This is a genomic window from Kitasatospora sp. NPDC085879 (assembly GCF_040686255.1).
In the GTDB taxonomy this organism is placed as follows: domain Bacteria; phylum Actinomycetota; class Actinomycetes; order Streptomycetales; family Streptomycetaceae; genus Kitasatospora.
Map to the genome: position 1 here is coordinate 16,568 of NZ_JBFBJZ010000070.1, position 21,601 is coordinate 38,168.

The 21,601-nt window shown below is 73.8% G+C and carries 19 protein-coding genes; 7 read left to right on the top strand and 12 right to left on the bottom strand.

The genetic code is table 11. The annotated features are described in order from the left end of the window. Window positions 1-73: 73 nt before the first annotated feature. Both AB0P35_RS34725 and AB0P35_RS34730 read right to left on the bottom strand, forming a co-directional pair. Window positions 74-2,737: a polynucleotide kinase-phosphatase gene (locus tag AB0P35_RS34725; protein ID WP_363518889.1), complete on the bottom strand. Its 2,664-nt coding sequence runs from the start codon at window positions 2,735-2,737 to the stop codon at window positions 74-76. Continuing rightward, window positions 2,734-4,383 carry a 3' terminal RNA ribose 2'-O-methyltransferase Hen1 gene (locus AB0P35_RS34730; RefSeq protein WP_363518892.1) on the bottom strand — a complete coding sequence of 550 codons (1,650 nt, stop codon included), beginning with the start codon at window positions 4,381-4,383 and terminating at the stop codon, window positions 2,734-2,736. Before AB0P35_RS34730 ends, AB0P35_RS34725 begins: the two co-directional genes overlap by 4 nt. Window positions 4,384-4,580: 197 nt before the next feature. Here AB0P35_RS34730 and dapD point away from each other — a divergent pair, with 197 nt between their 5' ends. Next, window positions 4,581-5,579, top strand: a complete 999-nt coding sequence (gene dapD, locus AB0P35_RS34735; RefSeq protein WP_095874850.1) for a 2,3,4,5-tetrahydropyridine-2,6-dicarboxylate N-succinyltransferase — start codon at window positions 4,581-4,583, stop codon at window positions 5,577-5,579. Between the two features lie 283 nt (window positions 5,580-5,862). Beyond that, window positions 5,863-6,093: a hypothetical protein gene (locus tag AB0P35_RS34740; protein WP_363518894.1), complete on the top strand. Its 231-nt coding sequence runs from the start codon at window positions 5,863-5,865 to the stop codon at window positions 6,091-6,093. Here the strand turns inward: AB0P35_RS34740 and AB0P35_RS34745 are convergent. From AB0P35_RS34745 to AB0P35_RS34780, 8 genes are all read right to left on the bottom strand, one after another. Beyond that, window positions 6,084-6,809 (bottom strand): DUF6099 family protein, encoded by a 726-nt coding sequence (locus tag AB0P35_RS34745; protein ID WP_363518897.1) that lies wholly within the window; start codon window positions 6,807-6,809, stop codon window positions 6,084-6,086. The genes AB0P35_RS34740 and AB0P35_RS34745 overlap by 10 nt on opposite strands. A 171-nt stretch (window positions 6,810-6,980) precedes the next feature. Beyond that, on the bottom strand, window positions 6,981-7,337 hold the full coding sequence (locus tag AB0P35_RS34750; RefSeq protein WP_363518925.1) for a nucleotide pyrophosphohydrolase: 357 nt from the start codon (window positions 7,335-7,337) through the stop codon (window positions 6,981-6,983). 152 nt (window positions 7,338-7,489) lie between these two features. Further along, window positions 7,490-8,782 carry an ATP-binding protein gene (locus AB0P35_RS34755; RefSeq protein WP_363518900.1) on the bottom strand — a complete coding sequence of 431 codons (1,293 nt, stop codon included), beginning with the start codon at window positions 8,780-8,782 and terminating at the stop codon, window positions 7,490-7,492. A 199-nt stretch (window positions 8,783-8,981) separates the two neighbouring features. Then, window positions 8,982-9,863 (bottom strand): putative RNA methyltransferase, encoded by an 882-nt coding sequence (locus AB0P35_RS34760; RefSeq protein ID WP_363518903.1) that lies wholly within the window; start codon window positions 9,861-9,863, stop codon window positions 8,982-8,984. Between the two features lie 47 nt (window positions 9,864-9,910). Next, window positions 9,911-10,336, bottom strand: a complete 426-nt coding sequence (locus AB0P35_RS34765; protein WP_095874845.1) for a fic family toxin-antitoxin system, toxin component — start codon at window positions 10,334-10,336, stop codon at window positions 9,911-9,913. Further along, window positions 10,333-10,566 carry a toxin-antitoxin system HicB family antitoxin gene (locus AB0P35_RS34770; RefSeq protein WP_095874844.1) on the bottom strand — a complete coding sequence of 78 codons (234 nt, stop codon included), beginning with the start codon at window positions 10,564-10,566 and terminating at the stop codon, window positions 10,333-10,335. The genes AB0P35_RS34765 and AB0P35_RS34770 overlap by 4 nt, the downstream gene beginning before the upstream one ends. A gap of 413 nt (window positions 10,567-10,979) precedes the next feature. After that, window positions 10,980-12,347, bottom strand: coding sequence for a class I SAM-dependent RNA methyltransferase (locus AB0P35_RS34775; RefSeq protein ID WP_363518928.1), 1,368 nt, complete (start codon window positions 12,345-12,347; stop codon window positions 10,980-10,982). A gap of 365 nt (window positions 12,348-12,712) precedes the next feature. Then, complete coding sequence (locus AB0P35_RS34780; RefSeq protein WP_363518907.1) at window positions 12,713-14,764, bottom strand: APC family permease; 2,052 nt, start codon at window positions 14,762-14,764, stop codon at window positions 12,713-12,715. A gap of 249 nt (window positions 14,765-15,013) precedes the next feature. On the opposite strand from AB0P35_RS34780, the gene AB0P35_RS34785 reads away from it, so the two are divergent. Next, a complete protein-coding gene (locus AB0P35_RS34785) occupies window positions 15,014-15,682 on the top strand; it encodes a TrkA family potassium uptake protein (RefSeq protein ID WP_095874842.1) in 669 nt (222 codons plus the stop codon). Continuing rightward, window positions 15,682-16,353 (top strand): TrkA family potassium uptake protein, encoded by a 672-nt coding sequence (locus tag AB0P35_RS34790; protein ID WP_095874841.1) that lies wholly within the window; start codon window positions 15,682-15,684, stop codon window positions 16,351-16,353. Before AB0P35_RS34785 ends, AB0P35_RS34790 begins: the two co-directional genes overlap by 1 nt. 54 nt (window positions 16,354-16,407) lie before the next feature. On the opposite strand, the gene AB0P35_RS34795 is transcribed toward AB0P35_RS34790, so the two are convergent. Continuing rightward, window positions 16,408-17,160 carry a DUF3159 domain-containing protein gene (locus tag AB0P35_RS34795; RefSeq protein ID WP_363518912.1) on the bottom strand — a complete coding sequence of 251 codons (753 nt, stop codon included), beginning with the start codon at window positions 17,158-17,160 and terminating at the stop codon, window positions 16,408-16,410. Then, the gene (locus tag AB0P35_RS34800) at window positions 17,157-17,567 is read right to left on the bottom strand and encodes an OB-fold nucleic acid binding domain-containing protein (RefSeq protein ID WP_095875656.1); all 411 of its coding nucleotides are present in this window, start codon (window positions 17,565-17,567) and stop codon (window positions 17,157-17,159) included. The genes AB0P35_RS34795 and AB0P35_RS34800 overlap by 4 nt, the downstream gene beginning before the upstream one ends. A 217-nt stretch (window positions 17,568-17,784) precedes the next feature. On the opposite strand from AB0P35_RS34800, the gene AB0P35_RS34805 reads away from it, so the two are divergent. From AB0P35_RS34805 to AB0P35_RS34815, 3 genes are all read left to right on the top strand, one after another. Beyond that, window positions 17,785-18,987 carry an ROK family protein gene (locus AB0P35_RS34805; RefSeq protein WP_363518915.1) on the top strand — a complete coding sequence of 401 codons (1,203 nt, stop codon included), beginning with the start codon at window positions 17,785-17,787 and terminating at the stop codon, window positions 18,985-18,987. Window positions 18,988-19,157: 170 nt separating this feature from the next. Then, window positions 19,158-20,489, top strand: coding sequence for an LLM class flavin-dependent oxidoreductase (locus AB0P35_RS34810; RefSeq protein ID WP_363518918.1), 1,332 nt, complete (start codon window positions 19,158-19,160; stop codon window positions 20,487-20,489). 144 nt (window positions 20,490-20,633) lie between these two features. Then, a complete protein-coding gene (locus AB0P35_RS34815) occupies window positions 20,634-21,473 on the top strand; it encodes a patatin-like phospholipase family protein (protein ID WP_363518921.1) in 840 nt (279 codons plus the stop codon). The last annotated feature ends 128 nt before the right edge of the window (window positions 21,474-21,601 follow it).

Below are 21,601 nucleotides of genomic sequence, written 5' to 3' on the forward strand. Positions count from 1 at the left end.
GCCCGCCCCCGCGGGAGGCGCGGGGGCGGGCCGGGGCGGCGTCACGGGGACGGCGGGGGCGCGCACGGGCAGCTCACAGCCGCGGGTCGACCGGCTCCGACTCCAGGGCCAGCACCGCGAACACCGGCTCGTGCACCCGCCAGAGCGGCTCGCCGGCGGCCAGCCGGTCGAGCGCCTCCAGGCCGAGCGCGTACTCGCGCAGCGCCAGCGAGCGCTTGTGCCCGAGGAAGCGCTGCCGCAGCTGGTCCAGGTACTGGGTGTAGTCGGGGCCGTAGATGATCCGCAGGTACTCCCGGCCCCGGACCTTCACACCGGGCTGCACCAGGCGCCCGCCGGCCTCACGGACGAGCGAGGCCAGCGGCTTGACCACCATGCCCTCGCCGCCCGCCTCGGTGAGCTCCTCCCACCAGGCGATGCCGGCGGCGACGGAGGCCTCGTCCGTGGTGTCGACGACGAGCCTGCCGGTCCGCCGGAGGATCGGCTCGGCCGGGTCGTCGGCGTCGACCAGCCGGTCGATCCAGGCGAGGTGCCGGTCGTGCGGCAGCACCGCGAGGTTCGCCCCCTCGGCGGCGAGCACCTGGAACGGGGCCAGCCGGATGCCGCTGAGGCCTTCGGTCGGCCAGCAGTAGCGCCGGTAGGCCGCGGTGAAGGCCTCCGCGTCCTGCGCGCGCCGGCGCTGCCGGGCCGTCAGGTCGGCCACGTCCAGACCGCGCTCGGCGGCAAGGTCGAGGGCTTCGAGCACCCGCGGAAGGGCGGCGCCTGCGGCCGCGCCGACCGCCGCGTACTGGCGGCGCAGCAGATCGGCGGCCTTCAGCGACCACGGCATCAGCTCGGCGTCCAGGAGCAGCCATCCGGTGGCCAGCTCGTCGAACAGGCCGGCCCGCTCGGCGGCCGCCCGCACCCGGGCGAGGACGGCACCGGTCAGCTCCTCGTCGCTGAGGAAGGCCCGGCCGGTGCGTGTCCAGATCGCACCGGGGCCGTCGAGGCCGAACTTCTTCTCCAGCGCCGCCTCGTCCCGGGCGACCAGGACGACCGCGCGGGAGCCCATGTGCTTCTCCTCGCAGACCACCTGCTGCACACCGTCGTGGCGGTAGGAGAAGAAGGCCTCCTCCGGGTGCTCCAGGTAGCCGTCTCGGCGGGAGGTCGCGGACGGCGCCATGGTCGGCGGCAGGTAGGCCAGCAGCCGGGGGTCGAGCGCGAAGCGGCTCATCACCTCCAGCGCCGCGGCGGCGTTCTCCTCACGGACGGAGACCCGGCCGTGGTGCGCCGTCTCGACGATCCGCCGACCGGCCACGTCGGCGAGGTCCAGCGGACGGCCCTCGCGGCCGCCGGGCGCGTCGGTGTGCAGCGGACGCACGGGGGCGTACCACTCCTGCTCGGCCGGGACGGTGACGATCTCGCGCTCCGGGTAGCGCAGGGCGGTGAGGTCGCCACCGAAGACGCAGCCGGTGTCCAGGCAGATGGTGTTGTTGACGAAGCTCGCCGTGGGCGTCGGGGTGTGGCCGTAGACGACCAGTGCCTTGCCGCGGTACTCCTCGGCCCACGGGTAGCGGACCGGCAGACCGTACTCGTCGGTCTCGCCGGTGGTGTCGCCGTAGAGGGCGTGCGAGCGGACCCGGCCGGAGTTGCGGCCGTGGTACTTCTCGGGCAGGCCGGCGTGGCAGACCACCAGGGCGCCGCCGTCCAGCAGGTAGTGGCTGACCAGGCCGCGCATGAAGGCCCTGACCTCGGCCAGGAACTCCTCCGGCTCGGCGGCGAGCTGGTCGATCGACTCCTGCAGGCCGTACGAGACGGTGACCTTGCGGCCGTCCATGTACCGGCCGAGCTTGTTCTCGTGGTTGCCCGGCACGCAGAGGGCGTGGCCGGCCGCGACCATGCCCATCACCAGGCGCAGGACGCCCGGGGTGTCCGGACCGCGGTCGACCAGGTCGCCGACGAACACGGCGGTGCGGCCCTCGGGGTGGACGGCGTCCACGGCCCGGCCCCGGTCGTCACGGGCGATCCGGTAGCCGAGGCGGACCAGCAGCGTCTCCAGCTCCGAGCGGCAGCCGTGGATGTCGCCGACGATGTCGAACGGGCCGGTGAGGTGCCGCAGGTCGTTGAAGCGCTTCTCGGGGACGACCTCGGCGGCCGCCACCTCCGCCTCGCCGCGCAGGATGTGCACCTTGCGGAAGCCCTCGCGCTCCAGGCCCTTGATCGAGCGGCGCAGCTCGCGCTGCTGGCGCGGCAGGACGTGTGCGGGCAGCTGCCGGTCGGGACGGGTGCTGTTGCGCTCGGCGCAGACGCCGGTCGGCACGTCCAGCACGATCGCGATGGGCAGCACATCGTACTCGCGGGCGATCCTGACCAGCGCCTTGCGGGACTCCGGCTGCACATTGGTCGCGTCGACGACGGTGAGCCGGCCGGCCGCGAGCCGCTTGCCGACGATGTAGTGGAGCACCTCGAAGGCGTCGGTGGAGGCCGACTGGTCGTTCTCGTCGTCGGCGACGAGACCGCGGCAGTAGTCGGAGGAGACGACCTGGGTGGGCAGGAAGTGCCGGCGCGCGAAGGTGGACTTGCCGGAGCCACTGGTGCCGATCAGGACCACCAGGGACACGTCGGTGACGGGGAGTCTGCGGGTGGGCTGCGCGGCCTCGGCGGCCTCGGCGGCGGCCGGGTCGGCAGTCTCGGCGGCTGCTGCGCCGGTGGGCAGGTCGTCGTCGGGACGGCCGCCGGTGGGCCGGGCATCGGAGGTCATCGGGTCACGCTCCTCTCAGGGGCATTGTCGGGGTTGCCCGCGCGGAACAGGGCGAGCTGGGTCGGCGCGCCGACCTCCTCGTCGACCGGGCCGACGGGCCGCAGGGCGACCGTGTAGCCGTAGGTGCGGGCGACCCGCTCGGCCCAGTCGGCGAACTCGGCGCGGCTCCACTCGAACCGGTGGTCCGAGTGTCGGACGTGGCCGGCCGGGAGGGTCTCCCAGCGGACGTTGTACTCGACGTTCGGGGTGGTGACGACGACGGTCTGCGGACGGGCCGCGCCGAACACCGCGTACTCGAGGGCGGGCAGCCTGGGCAGGTCGAGGTGCTCGATCACCTCGGACAGGACGGCGGCGTCGTAGCCCTTGAGCCGGGCGTCGGTGTAGGTGAGCGCACCCTGAACCAGGCGTACCCGGGCGGCCTGGCGCTCGGTCATCCGGTCGAGCCGCAGCCGGCGGGCGGCCGCGGCCAGCGCGCGGGAGGAGACGTCCACGCCGAGCACCTCCGTGACCCTGATGTCCTTGAGCAGTTCACCGACGAGCTCGCCCTGGCCGCAGCCGAGGTCGAGCACCCGGGCGGCGCCGGTCTCGGCCAGCGCGGCCAGGATGGCGGCGCGCCGCTGGACCGCGAGCGGGACCGGCCTGCCGTCGGTGTCCGGAGCTGTGGTGTCCGGTGCTGTGGTGTCCGGTGCTGTGGTGTCCGGTGGAGTGGTGTGCGGAGGAGTGGTGTGCGGAGGAGTGGTGTGCGGAGGAGTGGTGGCCCTTGCAACGTCGGCGTTCGCGTCCGGGGTGGTGCTGTCCGGGGTTTCGTCCGCGGCGTCCGGGTCGTCGTCGACGGCGTTGTCCAGCTCCTCGGCCTCGCGGTCGTCGGCCTCGGCGAGTCTGGCCAGCGCCAGCCGCTCCATCGCGAGCCGGGTCAGCGACCAGCGGCGGGCCAGGTAGCGGCGGGTGATCACGGCGAGCTCCGGGTGGCCGCCCAGCCAGCCCTCGCCGGCGGCGAGCAGCTTGTCGACCTCGTCGGGCGCCACCCAGTAGTGCTTGGCACCGTCGAGCACCGGCAGCAGCACGTACAGCTGCTGGAGCGCATCGGCCAGTCGCAGTTCACCGGTCAGCTCCACCCGGACGTAGCGGGACTCGCCCCACTCGGGGAAGGCCTCGTCCAGCGGGATCGCCGTGGCCTCGACCTGCCAGCCGAGCGGTTCGAAGAGCCGCCGCACCATCCCCGGGCCACCCTCGCCACCGCCGGTCGCGGGCACCGCGGGGAGCGAGATGCGCAGCGGCATGGGCAGCTCGGCCCGGCCGGGGAGCTTCTCGCAGGCGCCCTTCATCGCCGACCGGAACACCGCCCGCAGCGCGACCGCCAGGAGTGAGGACGCGGCGTAGGGCCGGTCGTTCACGTACTGGGCGAGGGCGAGGTCGGGCGAGCCGGCGCGGCCACGACCGCGGCCCTGGCGCACCAGCGCCACGGGGTCGATGTCGAGCAGCAGCGCCGCCGTGCAGACCTGCTCGGTGGCTTCCGGGTAGAAGACGTGCGCCACACCGTGCGAGGTGGAGAAGCGCTGCACCTTCTCCGGGTGTTTGTGCAGCAGAAAGCCCAGGTCGGTCGCCGGACGATCGGCTGTGGCCGTGGTGGAGATCGAGATGAACACCCGGTCGAGTATTGCGGACGGATGATCGGCCGGTCACCGGGTTTTGGCCCTGCTCGGACCGCGGATCGGGCTACGTCGTTGGGTCGGGGCGGGCCGCGGATCGGGGCCGCTGGTGGGCCCGGCGGGGGTGCTCGGGGAGCCGGCCGCGATGTCCGCACGGTGAGCGCGTTCGGCACGGCCACCCCCGATTCGTTAACGTGCACGATGTGACTGCTGAAACCTCCTCCCTCGCCCGCGGCGCCGTCGCGGTCGGCCTGGCGACGATCGCCGCCGACGGCACCGTCCTGGACACCTGGTTCCCCGCGCCCGAGCTGACGGCCGAGCCCGGCCCGGCGGGCACCGTGCGGCTGACCGCCGAGCAGGCCGAGGCCGGGCTCGGTGCCGGCGCCGCCGAGGCGCTGCGCACCGACGCCCGCCGCGGCGTCGAGGTCGTCGCCGTGCGCACCACGATCTCCTCCCTCGACGACAAGCCGCTCGACGCGCACGACGCCTACCTGCGTCTGCACCTGCTGAGCCACCGTCTGGTCAAGCCGCACGGGCAGAACCTGGAGGGCATCTTCGGTCTGCTCGCCAACGTCGCCTGGACGAGCATCGGCCCGGTGCCGGTGGCGAACGTGGAGCAGGCCCGCCTGGGCGTGCGCGCGCAGGGCGGTCAGCTGGCCGTGTACGGCGTGGACAAGTTCCCGCGGATGACCGACTACGTCGCCCCGACGGGCGTGCGGATCGCCCACGCGGACCGCGTCCGGCTCGGTGCACACCTCGCCGAGGGCACCACGGTGATGCACGAGGGCTTCGTCAACTTCAACGCGGGCACCCTGGGCACCTCGATGGTGGAGGGCCGGATCAGCGCCGGTGTCGTGGTCGGCGACCACAGCGACATCGGCGGCGGCGCCTCGATCATGGGCACGCTGTCCGGCGGCGGCAAGCAGGTCGTGTCGGTCGGCGAGCGCTGCCTGCTCGGCGCCAACGCCGGCATCGGCATCGCGCTGGGCAACGACTGTGTCGTGGAGGCCGGTCTCTACGTGACCGCCGGCACCCGGGTGACCACCCCGGACGGCAAGATCGCCAAGGCGGTCGAGCTCTCCGGCCAGGACAACCTGCTGTTCCGCCGCAACTCGCAGAGCGGCGCGGTCGAGGTCATCGCCCGGTCCGGCTCGTGGGGTGGCCTGAACGCGGAGCTGCACGCGCACAACTGATCTCCTGTGCTCCGGGCGGGCCCGGGCGGCGTACCTCTTGGTACGTGCCCGGGCCCGCTGCCGTTCCGGGGCGGCCGCCGTCGAGCCTCGGAGGCTGCAGGGGGCGGCCCTAGCCGAGGCCCGACCCGGGCCGCAAGCCGCGCTCACCCGGTGGGCTGACCCCGCGGCACTCTTGGACCTCAACGAGTGGTCCCAGGTGACCGCCTGCGGGCGGGGGTCGTTGGACGGGCGGCGCCGGTATCGGACGGCGCGCTCCGCACCACCGAGTTGGAAGGGCACCCCCATGTCCGACCCCCAGTCCGAGCCGAGCGGCGAGGCATCCGCCCTGGCGTCCCAGAACTTCGCGCAGGACGTGTCCGCGGCCGAGGCGCCCAAGGACCTGCTGCAGCAGATGGAGGAGTTGCTGGCGACCGTGAGTGCCAGCCTGGCCGGGCTCGGCATCGATCTGCGCTCGTCCGTGGCCCGGGCCGATGCGCCGGACGACGAGGCGTCCATGCCGGACGCTCACGGCTGACCCACCGACCCGGCGGCCGCACCGACCGGCGGCGCGAGGCGGACGGACAGCGCTCCCGGGTGCTCCGCCGGGCCGGCCAGGTCCACGCCCGGCCCGGCCGCTGCCCCGACCGTTTGCCCGGCCGTCGATCGGGCCGGGAGGTGTCCGGGCGGCGGGTCGGGCACGTCGTCCGCCGACGGGTCGAAGAGGCCTCCGTCCAGGTACTCCGGACCGTCCTCATCCGGCGGCGGGAGGCCGTTCTCGCGGCGGACGGCGCGCAGCAGATCGGCCGCCACCTCCTTGCAGTCGGCGCCCGCGTCCACGCCGTCGATGCAGCGCCAGTAGACGCTCTCCGCCTCGGCTCCGCAGGCGAGCACGACGAGTGCCTCGGCCACCTCGTGGAGCAGGAAGCAGAGTTCGCACAGCACGGGGTCGAGGTCGCCGAGTTCGTCCAGGCGGTGGGCGCGGCCGGCGGTCCAGTCCGGGCCGGGCGGGTCGGATGTGTCGAGGGTTTCGCAGGCGGCCGGCTGCTCGTCGAGGCAACCCGCCGCGTGCGCTCCCGTGTCGCAGAGCAGCTGGCCGAGGGCGCCGATCTCACCGGAGTCCTGCTCGGCGATCCGGGCGCCGACGGCCTCGGTGAGCAGGCCGGCCTGACGGGCCTCCAGCAGCACGCCCTGGGCCGTCCTGGCCTCGGCCAGCGCGTGCCGGGTCGTCTTGATCAGTCGCAGCGCGTCCATGACGCCGCTCCCCTCGCTCGCATCGGACCGCCGTTGCCGACGGTGTGTCACGACGCAAGCGTGCTGGCCTCCCCCGCCCTCCGCGGATCCCGGCCGTGAACCTGTGGACAACCCGCCCCTGTGGACAACCGGACTCACCCCTACGAGGGAGGAATCCCCCTCGGAACCGGCTCAGCCGGTCTGATCGTCCGACTGATCCTGGTCGGGTGTCGAGGTCGGAGCCGGCGCAGGGAAGCGCTTCTCGTTCCGTTCGATCTTGGCGGCCAGTGCCTCCTCCGGATCCACACCGACCACGGTGCAGAACTGCAGCAGGTAGGCCAGCACGTCGGCGACCTCGTCCCGGACCCGGTGGGCGCGCTCCGGGTCGGCCATCACGGCGTCCGCCTGCTCGGGCGTCAGCCACTGGAAGATCTCCAGCAGCTCGGCGGCCTCCACGCTGAGCGCCGCCGCCAGGTTCTTCGGCGTGTGGTACGGCTGCCAGCTCCGTGCCGCCGCGAACTCGCCGAGCCGCCGGCTCAGCCGCACCAGCGAATCCTCCGCCGCCGCCCCGCCGCCGGCAGAGGCGGACGCAGGCCGGTCGGAAGCGGCGGAGGCGGACCCAGGCAGGTCGGACCCAGGCCGGTCGGAATCAGACCGGCCGGAGACGGGGTGGTGCGGCTCGGGGCGGTGGGTGTCGTCGCTCACGCCCCCAGGTCTACCGCATCGACGGCACCCCGCCCGCCCTGCTGCGGGACCCGGGGCCGGTCCGGCAGGACGAGCACGCTGTGGCCGGTGGCGGGGTCGCGGCGGCACTCGACGAGGTCCAGGCCCTCCACCTCCGCGGCGGCGGCCGGCTCCTGGAGCGCGGCCAGCAGCCGGACGTCCCCCTTGTCGCACACCTCGCGGGCGACCCGCAGCAGCGAGGCGACCTGCTCGGTGCCGAGCCCGGCCCCCAGGTCCTCGGCCAGGACGGTCAGCTGCCGGTGTGCGGACGGCACCTCGGCCGCCGCGTCGACGTCCAACACCCCGGCCCCGGTGAGCAGCACCGCGGCGAAGGCGAGCAGCCGCAGCATGCCGTCGGAGGCCTGGTCGGCGCCGGTCCGGCCGAGCACGCCCTCGTCGAAGACGGCCATCAGCCGCTGCTGGGCGTCGTCGCCGCGGCGGGCGACCTCCAGTCCGAGCAGCGGGTGCGGGGCGGCGGCCTGGACGGCCTTGAGGAGGCGCCCGTAGCGGCGGCTGCACTCGTTCTCCAGGCGGGCGAGCACGGCGGAGATGTTGGACGCGGTGCCGACCAGCCGGGCCTGCGGTTCGGGCCTGGTCCAGCTGCGCATGGCGGCGGGTACGGGGTGCAGCGGGAAGACCTCGCGCAGGGCGGTGAGCAGCTGTTCGGCGGCGGCGAGCACCTTGCGCTCGCCGGGCGAGGAGCCGGCGACCCGGAGGGGGATCTGAGCGGTGATCAGGCTGTCGCTGGGGAAGGGCGCCCGGATGTCGCCCTGTCGGGTGTCGTTGTGCCAGGTGACGTTGACGCGGCCCTGGGCGATGTCCTGTTCGCCGGTCTCCACCAGGGTCTCGCCGGCGAGGGTCAGCCACTCCCTGGCCACCCGGACGCGGCCGTCGGTGCGGACGACCAGCTCCAGCCGGATCGGCCCGGCACAGGAGCGGACGGTGCAGCCGAGAATGATGGCGTTGCGGCCGTGCGGAACGCAGCCCGACAGGCCGCCGCGCACCGGTCCGGCGAGCGGCCCGACGGTGCCGCCGACGCCGTCCAGCGAGGGGGTGATCTCCTCGCCGATGGCGAGCCTGGAGAGTACCGCGAGGGCGTCCAGCGCGTTCGACTTGCCGACGCCGGACGGGCCGTGCAGGACGGTCAGGCCGGAGAGCGGCAGGGTGGTGCGCCGGTAGGACTTGAAGGAGGTCAGCCGGAGTTCCTCGACCGCGGGACGGCGGGTGGGACGGGCGATCGGGGCGGCGGGAGCGGCGGCTTCGCTGGTCACCCGGGGGACCTTAGCGGCCACAGCGCCAGACGAAACGTCCCTGCTCGGGCCGGTTCACACGAACGGCTCAGCATTCGCACACCGCCGCCATCGCCTCCTCGGCGGGTCCACGCGGCGCGGCGGAACGGCCCACCCGGACCGCGAAGCCGACGTCGGCCCGTTCGGCCCGTTCGGCTCGCGAGGGAGCGGGAACGCCGCGTCAGTCGTAGACGGCCAGCCGGACGGACCCGGTGACCTCGACCGGCTCCGGCAGGGCGGCGAGCGCGGCGGCGAGCCGGTCCGGCGCGGTGTGCCAGGCGTTGGGGCCCATGCCGACGACCGCGGCGGCGGCGGTGTGCGGGAGGCGGAGGGTGAACTCCACCTCGGTGCGGTCGACCAGCCGCAGCCAGGGGCTGAGCTTCTCGTCGATCCGGCGCTCCTTCTCCTCGTCCACCGACAGCAGACCGAGGCCGGAGACGAGTTCGCGCAGGTGGCGGGAGGTGGGCGCGACCAGCAGCAGGCGGCCGCCGGGACGCAGCACCCGGCGGATCTCCGGTCCGTTGCGGGGTGCGAAGACGTTGAGGACGAGGTCGGCGCAGCCGTCCAGCAGCGGCAGTGGGCGCCAGGCGTCGCAGACCACGGCGCCGATCCGGGGGTGCGCCTTGGCGGCGCGGCGGAGCGCGTACTTGGAGATGTCCAGGGCGGCGCCGGCCGGGCCGTCGAGGCGGTCGAGGACGTGCGCCAGGTAGTGGCCGGTCCCGGCGCCGAGGTCGACGACCAGCCTGTCGGAGAGCGGCCCGTCGGAGGCCGGCCCGTCGGAGGCCGGTCCGTCGGAGGCCGTCCCGAGTGCGGCCGCGGCGGCGTCGGCGAGTGCCTCGGCGACGGGCAGGTAGTGTCCGGCGGCGAGGAAGTCGCTGCGGGCGGCGACCATCTCCGCGGTGTCGCCGGTGCCGGTGTGCGCGTCGCCGGGGAGCAGGCTGACGTAGCCCTGCCGGGCCTGGTCGAAGCTGTGCCCGGCGGGGCAGCGCAGGGTACGGCCGTCGAGGGCGAGGTGCTGCGCGCAGTGCGGGCAGGCCAGGTGGGGCTCGATGTCCTGCAGCAACGTGGCGTTCCTCGTCGGGCTCGGGGGTGGGCCCCAAGCCTAACGAGTCAGTCGGTCTCGTCCTCGTCGTCGTCCCCGCCGACCTCTTCCTCCTCGGGCTCGTCGACGACCCATGCGGAGAGCCGTTCGGCGACCCCGGCGACCCCGATCTTGCCCTCGCGGATCGCGCGGGCGAGGCTGCGGACCTCGCGCGCGGTGGTGGCGACGCTGCAGCCGCTGGCGACCAGATAGGCGTAGGCGACGGCGGTGGCGAACAGCTCGTTGTTCCGCTCCAGCGAGGGGATGCGGATCAGCTGGTGCATCAGGGCCGCGGCCCGGTCGTGCGGTTCGGGGTAGACGGCGATGTCGAAGATCTCGGCCTGGTGCCGGGCGACCGCGGCCAGCAGCGACCCGTAGTCGGTGACCTGGGGGTCTCCCGGGGTGTACTGCTCAGCGGTCATGAGCAGCCACGAGAGGTCGACCTCGAGCTTCAACGGCGCACATCCTGGGCGCCCGGCTCGGCGAACTCGGCCAGGAAGGCCGTCTCGTACTCCTTCATGAACTGGGCCGCGGTGTCCACGAAGAGGCGTCCGGCCTCGCCCATGTCCTGCTGGACGAGCCGTTCGATGTACTGGTTCATGCTGATCCCCTGCTGCTCGGCCCGTTCCCGGGCCATCTCGGCGGTGGTTGCGTCCACCCGGACGTTGAGTTGTTTCTTGGCCATGAATTCAAGCTAGCGCTGGGGTGCTAGCACAGCAAGGGCGCAATCCGGCCTCCTCGCCGTACCCGCTCCCCTCAGATGTCCGTTCACGCCCCACCGGAAACCAGCCCGGCAGGCCGATCCGCCGGCACCGCCCGGCAGCGCCCGAGACCTGCGCCGACCGCCCCCGGGCGAACGGCAGCCGGCCTCCGACCGTCCACCGGGTGGCCGGCGGGCCGCACATACCTGTACGGCGAATTCCCGCCATGCCTTCGCGGAACCGGAGGCTCCGGCCCGCCTCCGGCCCCTGAACGCGAGGCTCCGGCCCGCCTCCGGCCCCGCGACGGGAGCCCCGAGCCCCGGAACGCCGATCGGCGGGCACCGGAGTCTCCTCCCGTGCCCGCCGATCGCAGCGGTGCCGCAGACCGCGAAGGCGGTTACCCGTCCTCGCCGAAGCCAGCGCCGAAGCCCGCGCCCGAGCCCTCGCCGGTGGGCTCCAGGATGGCCACGCACTCGAAGTGATGGGTCATCGGGAACAGGTCGAAGGCCCGCAGCGAGACCGGCCGGTAGCCGCCCTCGCGGAAGAACGCCAGGTCGCGGGCGAGCGCGGCCGGGTCGCAGGCCACGTACGCGATCCGGCGGGCCTCCAGGCCGACCAGGTGCGCGACGGTCTCGCGGCCGGCGCCGGCCCGCGGCGGGTCGAGCACGATCAGGTCGGTGGCGGTGATGCCGGTGCGCGGCAGCAGGGTCTCCACCCGGTCGCACTCGATCCGGACGTTCTCCAGCGCGGCCAGGTTGTGCCGGGCGTCGGCCACGGACTGCTTGGACGACTCGATGCCGAGCACCGCGCCGTCCTCGCCGACCCGGTCCGCGAGCGCGCCGGCGAAGAGGCCGACGCCGCAGTACAGGTCGAGGGCCATCTCGCCCCACTGCGGGTCGAGGCCCTCCAGCACCGCGTCGACCAGGGTGTCCGGCGCCTGCGGGTGGATCTGCCAGAAGCCGCCCTCGGAGACCCGCCAGGTGCGGCCGGCCGCCCGCTCGCGGACGAAGGTCCGGCCGTGCACCCGGTGGAAGAGCTCCTGCTCGTCCACCCGGGAGATGGACACCGGCCGGTCGAGCTCGACCAGCGGCAGCTGCTCGCCCGGGCGGGGCCGCAGGATGACCTGGCGGTCGGAGGAGCCGGTCGCGGCGATCGCCTCGATGGCGGCCACGCCCTGCCACTCCCGGGACTCGATGCCGAGTTCGGTGACGCCCTCGGCGGCGATCAGGCAGCGGTCGACCGGCTGGACGTCGTGCGAGCGGTGCTTGCGCAGCCCGGCCCGCCCGGTCTCCGGGTCGACGGTGTACTGCACGCGGGTACGCCAGGCGGGCACCTCGCCCGCCGGGAGCTTGCCGCCGACCGGCTCCACCGAGCCGTCCCAGCCGGCCTCGGCCGGGGTGAGGCCGGCGAGCTTGGCGAGCTGCTCGGTGAGCACCTGCGACTTCAGCTTGCGCTGGCCGCCGGGCGTGACGTGCTGCCAGTCGCAGCCGCCGCACTTGCCGGGGCCGGAGAACGGGCAGGGCGCGGCGATGCGCTCCTTCGCGGGCTCCAAGACCTCCACCGCGTCGGCCCGCAGGAAGCGGGACGTGGTGGTGCCCTCGGTGACCTCGGCGATCACCCGCTCGCCGGGCAGGGTGTGCCGGACGAACAGCACCCGGCCCTCGTAGCGGGCGACGCAGTGGCCGCCGCCGTGCGCGACCGGGCCGACCTCGACCTCGTACCGCTCGCCGACCAGCGGATCACCGCTCGGCACCTTCGGCTGCACGGCCTTCGGCCGGCTCGACTTCGGGGCCGACTTCGGGGCGGCCGACTTGGCGGCCGACTTGGGCTTGGCGGCCTTCGCCTGCGGCCCGCCGGTGCGCAGCGCCTTCGGCGGATTGACGGCCTGCTTGCGCGGACGCTCGTCCTTCCTGCCCGTACCGCGGCCCTGCGCGGTGGTCTGCTCGTCCGCCGCGGGCGCCTCCTCGCGCGGGGCCAGGGGTGCGGTCTGGGCGGTGTAGCCCTCGCGGTCGGTGGCCGCCGGACGCGCGGACCGGTTGCTCCAACGGGGGTGGGCCACCTGGCCCGGGCGGCCGCCGGAGCGGCCGGAGCGGCCTGCGGAGCCGCCCGAGCGGGGCGGGTTGTTGCGGGTCACGATGATCCGTCCTTGCTGCCGGTCCGGGTGGTGTCGGAGGTCTCGAAGGGCCGGTTGCCCTGGTGGCGGGGCTCGCCGCGGCGCACGGCGCCGGGGGCGGACCAGGCCTTCTGCGGCTTGCGCCGCTCGGAGGACTCCAACTGCCAGGGTACGGACGTCACCATCACGCCGGGCTTGAACAGCAGTCGACCCTTGAGGCGCAGCGCGCTCTGGTTGTGCAGCAGGTGCTCGTACCAGTGGCCGACCACGTACTCCGGGATGTAGACGGAGACGACGTCGCGCGGGCTGTTGCGGCGCAGGTTCTTGACGTAGTCGAGGACGGGGCCGGTGATCTCGCGGAACGGCGAGTCGAGGACCTTCAGCGGGACGTCGATGCCGCGGGCGTCCCAGTCCTGGCGCAGCGCCTCGGTGTCGGCCGGGTCCACGTTGACGGTGACGGCCTCCAGGGTGTGCGCGCGCGCCAGCCGGGCGTACGCGAGGGCGCGCAGCGCGGGCTTGTGCAGCTTGGAGACCAGGACGATGGCGTGCACCCGGGTGGGCGGGGCGACGTCCTCGGGCTCCTCGGCGGCGACCAGCTCGGCGGAGACCCGCTCGTAGTGGCTGCGGATCGCCTTCATCATCACGAAGAGCACGACCATGGTCGCGATGGCGATCCAGGCGTGGCTGATCTTGGTGGCGAGGACGACGATGAGCACGGCCATGGTCATCACCAGGCCGAAGGTGTTGATCGCCCGGCTGCGCTGCATGTGCGAGCGCTTCTTCGGGTCGGTCTCGGTGCGCAGCAGGCGGGTCCAGTGCCGGATCATGCCGGACTGGCTCATGTTGAAGGAGACGAAGACGCCGACGATGTAGAGCTGGATCAGCCGGGTCGGGTCGGCGTCGAAGGCGATGATGAAGAGGATCGCCACACCGGCCAGCAGGATGATGCCGTTGGAGAAGGCCAGGCGGTCGCCGCGGGTGTGCAGCTGGCGGGGCAGGTAGCGGTCCTGGGCGAGGATCGAGCCGAGCACCGGGAAGCCGTTGAAGGCGGTGTTGGCGGCGAGCACCAGGATCAGGCCGGTCACGGCGGCGACGAAGTAGAAGCCGGGCGTGAAGTTGGAGAACACGGCCTCGCTGATCTGGGCCAGCGCGGTCTTCTGGTGGTAGTCGGGGGCGGCGCCGACGAGCTGCTGGGCCGGGTCCTCGGCCATCTGCACGTGGGTGAGGCGGGCCAGCCAGATGATGCCCATGAACATCACGACGGCGACGGAGGCCATCATCAGCAGGGTGGTGGCGGCGTTCTTGCTCTTCGGCTTGCGGAAGGCCGGGACGCCGTTGGAGATCGCCTCGACACCGGTGAGCGCGGCACAGCCGGAGGAGAAGGCTCTCAGCAGGAGGAAGACCATCGCGAAGCCGGCCAGCGAGCCGTTGCCGGGCGTGGCCTCCAGGTGGAAGCCGGCGCTCTCGGCGTTCATCGTCTGGCCGAGGGCGGAGCGGATCGCACCCCAGGCCACCATGCCCATCACGCCGATCATGAAGGCGTAGGTGGGGACGGCGAAGGCGCTGCCGGACTCGCGGACGCCGCGCAGGTTCATGCCCATGAGCAGGATGACCACGATGATCGACAGCGGCAGTTCGTGGCCGCGCAGCGCGGGCACCGCGGAGACGACGTTGGCGACGCCCGAGGTGGTGGACACGGCCACGGTGAGCACGTAGTCGACGAGCAGGGCGCTCGCCACGACCAGGCCGGAGTTGGGGCCGTGGTTGACGGTGGCGACCTCGTAGTCGCCGCCGCCGCTGGGATAGGCGTGCACGTTCTGCCGGTACGAGGCGACCACCGCGAGCATCACGATGGCGACGACGACGCCGATCTGCCACGAGAAGTGGATCGCCGAGGCCCCGGCGACTGACAGCGTGAGGAGGATCTCCTCGGGGGCGTAGGCGACGGAGGACAGCGCGTCCGAGGCGAACACGGGCAGCGCGATCCGCTTGGGCAGGAGCGTCTCCCCCAGCTTGTCGCTGCGGAGCGCTCGCCCGATCAGGATGCGTTTCGGGAGATCGGCAGGCATAGGCACATCAAGGAATCGTAGGGGCTGCCGATACATGGTCCGACGACCGGTGCCCCCTCCGTCGAGACTGTGTTCGGTGGACCGGCTAGCGTGTCGGATGAAGAGTTTGCGGGCAACACCCTGTTTGCCCGGTGCGCCATGGTCGAAGGCGCCGACGACGATTCACCCCCCACATGCGGGGGTGCGGAAGGATGATGAGCGGTGTTTGCGCAGGTCATGACCCCAACGGACCGGGTGAGGTAGCGTCCCGTGCACATCGTCATCATGGGCTGCGGACGCGTGGGCTCGGCCCTCGCGAGAGCCCTGGAGAAACAAGGTCACTCGGTGGCCGTGGTGGACCAGGACCCGACGGCGTTCCGCCGTCTCGGCGCCGGGTTCAACGGCCGGAGGGTGACCGGCGTCGGCTTCGACCAGGACACCCTGCGCGAGGCGGGCATCGAGGAGGCGGGCGCCTTCGCCGCCGTCTCCAGCGGTGACAACTCCAACATCATCGCCGCCCGGGTCGCCCGCGAGAACTTCGGCGTCGAGAACGTCGCCGCCCGGATCTACGACCCCCGCCGCGCCGAGGTCTACCAGCGCCTGGGCATCCCGACCGTCGCCACCGTCCGCTGGACGGCCGACCAGATGCTGCGCCGGCTGCTGCCGAGCGGTGCCGAGCCGCTCTGGCAGGACCCGAGCGGCAGCATCCAGCTCGCCGAGGTCGCGTACGCGCCGAGCTGGGTCGGGCACAAGCTGAGCGTGCTGGAGGAGGCCGCCGGAGTGCGGGTGGCGTTCCTCACCCGGCTCGGCGAGGGCGTGCTGCCCGCGCCGCAGATGGTCGTCCAGGAGGGCGACCTGCTGCACGTGACCCTGCGCCGGAGCGAGCTGGACGCGGTCGAGGCCGCGTTCGCAAAGGGCCCCGAGGAGGGTGGTCACTGATGCGAGTCGCCATTGCCGGGGCCGGTGCGGTCGGCCGCTCGATCGCGGGCGAGCTGCTGGAGAACGGCCACGACGTCCTCCTGATCGACAAGAACCCGAACTCGATCTCGGTCGAGCGGGTGCCGATGGCCGAGTGGCTGCTGGCCGACGCCTGCGAGATCACCTCGCTGGACGAGGCCGCCCTGCAGCGCTGCCACGTGGTGATCGCCGCGACCGGCGACGACAAGGTCAACCTGGTCGTCTCGCTGCTCGCGAAGACCGAGTACGGCGTGCCGCGGGTGGTCGCCCGGGTCAACAACCCGAAGAACGAGTGGCTCTTCAACGAGTCCTGGGGCGTGGACGTCGCCGTCTCCACCCCGCGCCTGATGTCGGCGCTGGTCGAGGAGGCCGTCAGCGTCGGCGACCTCGTCCGGCTGATGCGCTTCAGCCAGGGCAACGCCAACCTGGTCGAGCTGACCCTCGCCGCGGACACCGAGCTGGTCGGCACCCGGGTCGCCGACGTGCCGTGGCCGGTGGACACCGCCCTGGTGACGATCATCCGCGAGGGCCGGGTGCTGGTGCCGGGCAAGGACGACACCCTGGAGGCCGGCGACGAGCTGCTGTTCGTGGCCGCCCAGGAGCGCGAGGAGGAGCTGGAGGGCCTGCTGTCGGCGGGCTCCGGCGCCCAGTAGCAGCCCCCGGCGCACGGAGAAGGGGCCGTACCCGGCGGGTACGGCCCCTTCTCGTCACTCCGTGTCCGTCTGCGCCTTGATCGGCGGCGGCGCCTTCAGCAGGATCTGCCAGGTCACGTACATCGCCAGCAGCATCGGCGGGATGCCGAGCGCGACCTTCAGCCAGCCCAGCAGGTTGACGTTCCCGGTGAAGTACAGCGGGAAGAGGATCACCGGCTTGATGCCCATGATCGCCACCCAGGCCCAGGTCGCCTTGGTGTACGCGGCGAGCCGCCCCGGGTTCTGGTTGCGCCAGGTGAACATCTCGCCGGTGATCGGGCCGAGCATCACACCGATCAGCGGCCAGCGCACCAGCGCCGAGACGGCCAGCGCCACGCAGTAGCCCACGTTGTACAGCAGGCCCGGCAGGTAGAAGTTCTCCGCCTTGCCGGTCTTCATCGAGATCCAGGCGCCGATCGCGACACCGAACACGCCGCTGAACGCGTGCTGGATCGTCTCCCGCTTCGCCAGCCGGACCACCACGAACAGCGCGCTCAGACCGAGCGCCGACCAGGCCGCGGTGGCGACCTGGTGGGTCAGGTTGAAGGCCACGATGAAGACCAGGCCAGGCAGCGTCATGTCGATCATGCCGCGGACGCCGCCGAAGGCCTTGATCACCGTGTCGGCGGCCTCCTTGGACGCGGCGGCCTCACGTGCGGCCGCCTCCTGCTCGGTCTCCGGTGCCGGATCGTGCGCCACGGCCGGCTCGAACCCGGTCGGCAGGCCGGCGGTGCGGGCGGCGGACTCGCCGCCGGGAAGGTTGCTCACGCTGATTCGCTCCCGTGTCCAACCGGACGCAGCTCGTAGCGGGGGTTGAACAGCACGCGGCGCCCGCGTGCATGGCTGATCCGACCGGAGGCGATGAGCCGCCGGCCCGGTTCTATGCCCACGATCGAGCGGCGGCCGAGCCAGACCACGTCCAGCGCGTCGCTGCCGTCGAAGAGTTCGGCCTCCAGGGCCGGCACGCCCGCCCGCGGGCGGATCGTCACTGTGCGCAGCGTCCCGGCCACGGTGACCACCTCGCGGTCCCCGCAGCTGGCGATCGGGGTGCACCCCGACTCGGCGGTGTCCTGGCGCAGCTCCTCGGCCTCCAACTCCTCGGTGGAGGAGGTCAGCCGGTTCAGCATGCGTCGGAAGCGCCCCTGCGGCTGGTCGCTGCGAATGTCACCACTCATGTCGGAAAGGCTACCGGTTGGCAGGGCCTCGGTGGCAGGGCCGCAGGTCACACCCGCGCGGCCGTCGCACGCCCCGACGCCCGCCGGGCCGCAGCGCCGCCCCGCGGGCCGCACACCGCCCCCGCGCACCGGCCCGCGCACCTTCACGCCGCCACCGCACGCACCGCTTCACGCCGCTGCCACGCCCGCGCAACACCCCGCTGCGACCATCGACCGCATGCTCTCCCTGGTCGCCTCCCCCGCGTTCGGCCGAGCCCCGCAGCCCGCCGAGGGCGGCGGCGCGGGCGCGGTGCTGCGCAGCGTCCTGGCGCGCGGCGCGCTGACCCGCCCCGCGGTCGGCCGGACCACCGGACTCAGCGCCGCCGCCGTCTCCCGCCACACCGCCGACCTCATCGCCCTCGGCCTGCTGCGCGAACTTCCGCCACCCGACGGCCCGCCCCGGGCCGGCCGACCCCGGCTGCCGCTCGACATCGACACCCGCCACCACCTCGCCTGCGGCGTCCACATCGGCGTGCCCTGGCTCACCTTCGCCCTGCTCGACCTGCGCGGCCGGGTCGTCGCCCACGAACGCCTCCCCCGGCACGGCGACGCCGCCGCCGTGCTCCGCACCATCCGCACCCACCTGCCCTCCTTCACCGCCCGCCGCGCCGCCGGGCGGTCCCTGCTCGGCGTCGGCGTGGTCACCGGCGGCTGGGTCGACTCCGAGCGCGGCGTCGTCGTCGAGCACGCCCCGCTCGGCTGGCACGACGTCCCGGTCCGCGAGCTGCTCTCCGGGGTGACCCGGCTGCCCGTGCACGTCGACAGCCACGCCCGCGCCCTCGCCCGGGCCGAACTGCTCTTCGGCGCCGGCCGGGACGCCACCGAACTCGTCCAGCTCTTCGTCGGCAACGTCGTCGACGCCGCCATCGCCACCGGCGGCGGCGTCCTGCAGGGCCGGCGCTCCCGGGCCGGCGACATCGGCCACCTGCCGGTGCCCGGCTCCACCGAGCCCTGCCCCTGCGGCCGCACCGGCTGCCTCCAGGCCACCGTCTCCGACCGCGCCCTGGTCCGCCGCGCCCACCGGCTCGGCGTCGTCCCCCAGCCCGACCTCGACCTGCTGCTGACCCGCGCCGCCGCCGGCCACCGCCCCGTCCTGGAGCTCTTCGAGGAGCGGCTGCGGCTGATCGCGCCCGCCGCCGCGCTGCTGCTCGACGTCCTCAACCCGGAGGTGCTCGTCGTCAGCGAGGCCGGGCTCGCCGTCTCCCCGCACCTCGCGGAGGTCCTCCACCGGCAGGTGCTCGCGCACGCCCGGCCCGAACCCGGCCAGCTGGTCACCGCAGGCTCCTTCGGACTGGACCTGCTGGCCGTCGCCGCCGGCGCCGGGGTCCTCGACAGCGCGTACCGGCGGCCGATGGAGCTGCGCACCGCCCGGGCCTCCTGACCGCCGCCACCCGCCCGGGCTTACTGCCGACGCCACCGCCCCGACCACTGCGAACAGGCCGTCAACGGCGGATTAATTCCGCCGGGCCGACGAATCGTTGTCCACCCGCGGGGCCGACCCGAGGATGGCAGGGACCCCTCGTCCCCTCCTCCCAGCCGGAGCCCTCCGCCATGCCCGAGAACGACCGCCAGCTGCACTTCAACCTCTTCCTCATGGGCGTCGGCCACCACGAGGCCGCCTGGCGCCACCCCCGGACCGACCCGGCGCAGGCCGCCGACATCGGCCACTTCCAGAACCTCGCCCGGCAGGCCGAGGCCGCCTCCTTCGACTCGGTCTTCCTCGCCGACGGTGTCGAGGCCCGATCGGACGGCGGATGGGGCCTGATCAGCCACTTCGAACCGTTCACCCTGCTCACCGCGCTCGCCGTCGTCACCGAGCGGATCGGCCTCATCGGCACCGTCTCCACCGGCTTCTCCGAGCCCTACAACCTCGCCCGGCAGTTCGCCTCGCTCGACCACATCAGCCGCGGCCGGGCCGGCTGGAACATCGTCACCTCGGCCGGCGACCGCGCCGCCCAGAACTTCGGGCGCAGCGCCAACACCGAGCACGCCGTCCGCTACGAACGCGCCGACGAGTTCCTCGACGTCGTCACCGCACTCTGGGACAGCTGGGAGGACGGCGCGCTCCTCCTCGACCGTGCCACCGGCTCCTTCGCCGACCCCGACCGGGTGCACGAGATCGACCACGCCGGCCCGCACTTCCGCGTCCGCGGCCCGCTCAACATCCCGCGCAGCCCGCAGGGCCACCCGCTGCTCGTCCAGGCCGGCTCCTCCGGCAGCGGCCGCGCCTTCGCCGCCCGCTGGGCCGAGGCCGTGTTCACCGCGCAGCAGACCCTGGAGGAGGGCCGGTCCTTCTACGCCGACCTCAAGCGGCAGGCCGCCACCGCCGGCCGCGACCCGCAGCAGATCAAGATCCTTCCCGGCGTGGTGCCCGTGATCGGCTCCACCGAGGCCGAGGCCCGCCGGCTCGACGAGGAACTCGACGCCCTGATCAGCCCCGCCCGCGCCGTCTCCGTGCTCTCCGGGGTCCTCGGCGTCGACCTCACCGACCACCCGCTGGACGCCCCGCTGCCCCCGCTGCCGCCGGTCACCGAGATCAACGGCGCCAAGAGCCGCTTCGAACTCGTCCGCGACCTCGCCGAACGCGACGGGCTGACCCTGCGGCAGCTGATCGGCCGACTCGGCGGCGGCCGCGGCCACCAGGTCGCCGTCGGCACCCCCGAGCAGATCGCCGACCACATCGAGACCTGGTTCACCCGGGGCGCCGCCGACGGCTTCAACGTGATGCCGCCGATCCTGCCCGACGGCCTCACCGTCTTCGTCGAGCAGGTCCTGCCGATCCTCCGCAAGCGTGGCCTCTTCCGCGAGGGCTACACCGGCCGCACCCTCCGCGACCACTACGGGCTTCCCCGCCCCACCGGCCGCTGGTCCACCGCCGCCTGAGCCCGCACCCGCACCCGGGGCGCAACGGACACCGTCCGCTGCGCCCCGCTGCATGTTCCCCGCCGGAACACCCCACCCACCCCGACCCGTTGGCACCCATGGAGCGCGGCATCCACGCCCCGCTCCGACGGCGAGGAGGCGGGGATGACGGACCAGAGGTCGCTGGTGCTCGGTGGTGGCGGGCTGGCGGGGATCGCGTGGCTGACCGGGTTGTTGGCGGGCTTCGAGGCCGAGGGCGTCGCGGTGGCGGCCACGGCGGACCATGTGGTGGGAACGTCGGCGGGCGCCACCGTGGCAGGCCAGTTGGCGAGCGGTCTGCCGTTGGCCGAACTGTACCGCCGGCAGAGCGAAGCGGCGCTGCAGAACGCCGAGTTGACGCCCGACCCGGCCACAGTGGCGGCGCTGACCGCGGCTTGGGGCAAGCTCGTCGAGGAGTCCGTCGACCCGGTCGAACTCCGCCGGGCGGTCTGCGACTTGGCGCTGGCCGCGGAGACGGTGCCCGAGGCGGCCCGCCGTGAGGTGGTCGCGGCGCGCCTGCCGCACCACGAGTGGCCGGCCCGGCCGCTCACCCTGGTGGCGGTGGACGCCGACACGGCCGAGGTCGAACTCTTCGACCGGGCGGCCGGGGTGGGTCTGGTGGACGCGGTGGCGGCCAGTTGCGCCGTCCCCGGGATCTGGCCGCCGGTGACGCTCGGCGGTTCGCGGTACGTGGACGGCGGTGTCCGCAGCTCGGTCAACGCCGATCTCGCCACGGGCGCCCGGGTACTGGTGCTGGCCCCGCTGCCGGACGAGGCGCTGACTGCCCAGGTCGCGGAGCTGGAGGGCCGCGGTGCGGGGGTGCTGGCGGTGACCCCGGACGAGGAGTCCGCGGCGGCCTTCGGCGTCAATCCGCTGGACCCGGCCGTCCGGACACCCGCCGCCGCGGCCGGCCTCGCCCAGGGCCGCCGGATCGCCGGGCGGGTCCGCGAGGTGTGGGGGCGCTGAGCGCGTGCGGCCGCGGCGCGGGGGGGGGGGGGGCGCGGGGGGGGCGGGGGGGGGGGGCGGGGGGGGGTGCGAGCGGGGTGATTGCGGGGGGGGACCCCCCCCCGATGGTGGGGGGGTGGCCGCGGAGG

What these genes read in the sequence shown, in the direction of transcription:
- AB0P35_RS34725 (WP_363518889.1), bottom strand. Translation starts at nt 2,737, where the DNA reads ATGACCTCCGATGCCCGGCCCACCGGCGGCCGTCCCGACGACGACCTG.
- AB0P35_RS34815 (WP_363518921.1), top strand. Translation starts at nt 20,634, where the DNA reads ATGACGGACCAGAGGTCGCTGGTGCTCGGTGGTGGCGGGCTGGCGGGG.
- AB0P35_RS34770 (WP_095874844.1), bottom strand. Translation starts at nt 10,566, where the DNA reads ATGGCCAAGAAACAACTCAACGTCCGGGTGGACGCAACCACCGCCGAG.
- AB0P35_RS34745 (WP_363518897.1), bottom strand. Translation starts at nt 6,809, where the DNA reads ATGGACGCGCTGCGACTGATCAAGACGACCCGGCACGCGCTGGCCGAG.
- AB0P35_RS34810 (WP_363518918.1), top strand. Translation starts at nt 19,158, where the DNA reads ATGCCCGAGAACGACCGCCAGCTGCACTTCAACCTCTTCCTCATGGGC.
- AB0P35_RS34740 (WP_363518894.1), top strand. Translation starts at nt 5,863, where the DNA reads ATGTCCGACCCCCAGTCCGAGCCGAGCGGCGAGGCATCCGCCCTGGCG.
- AB0P35_RS34805 (WP_363518915.1), top strand. Translation starts at nt 17,785, where the DNA reads ATGCTCTCCCTGGTCGCCTCCCCCGCGTTCGGCCGAGCCCCGCAGCCC.
- AB0P35_RS34790 (WP_095874841.1), top strand. Translation starts at nt 15,682, where the DNA reads ATGCGAGTCGCCATTGCCGGGGCCGGTGCGGTCGGCCGCTCGATCGCG.
- AB0P35_RS34800 (WP_095875656.1), bottom strand. Translation starts at nt 17,567, where the DNA reads ATGAGTGGTGACATTCGCAGCGACCAGCCGCAGGGGCGCTTCCGACGC.
- AB0P35_RS34780 (WP_363518907.1), bottom strand. Translation starts at nt 14,764, where the DNA reads ATGCCTGCCGATCTCCCGAAACGCATCCTGATCGGGCGAGCGCTCCGC.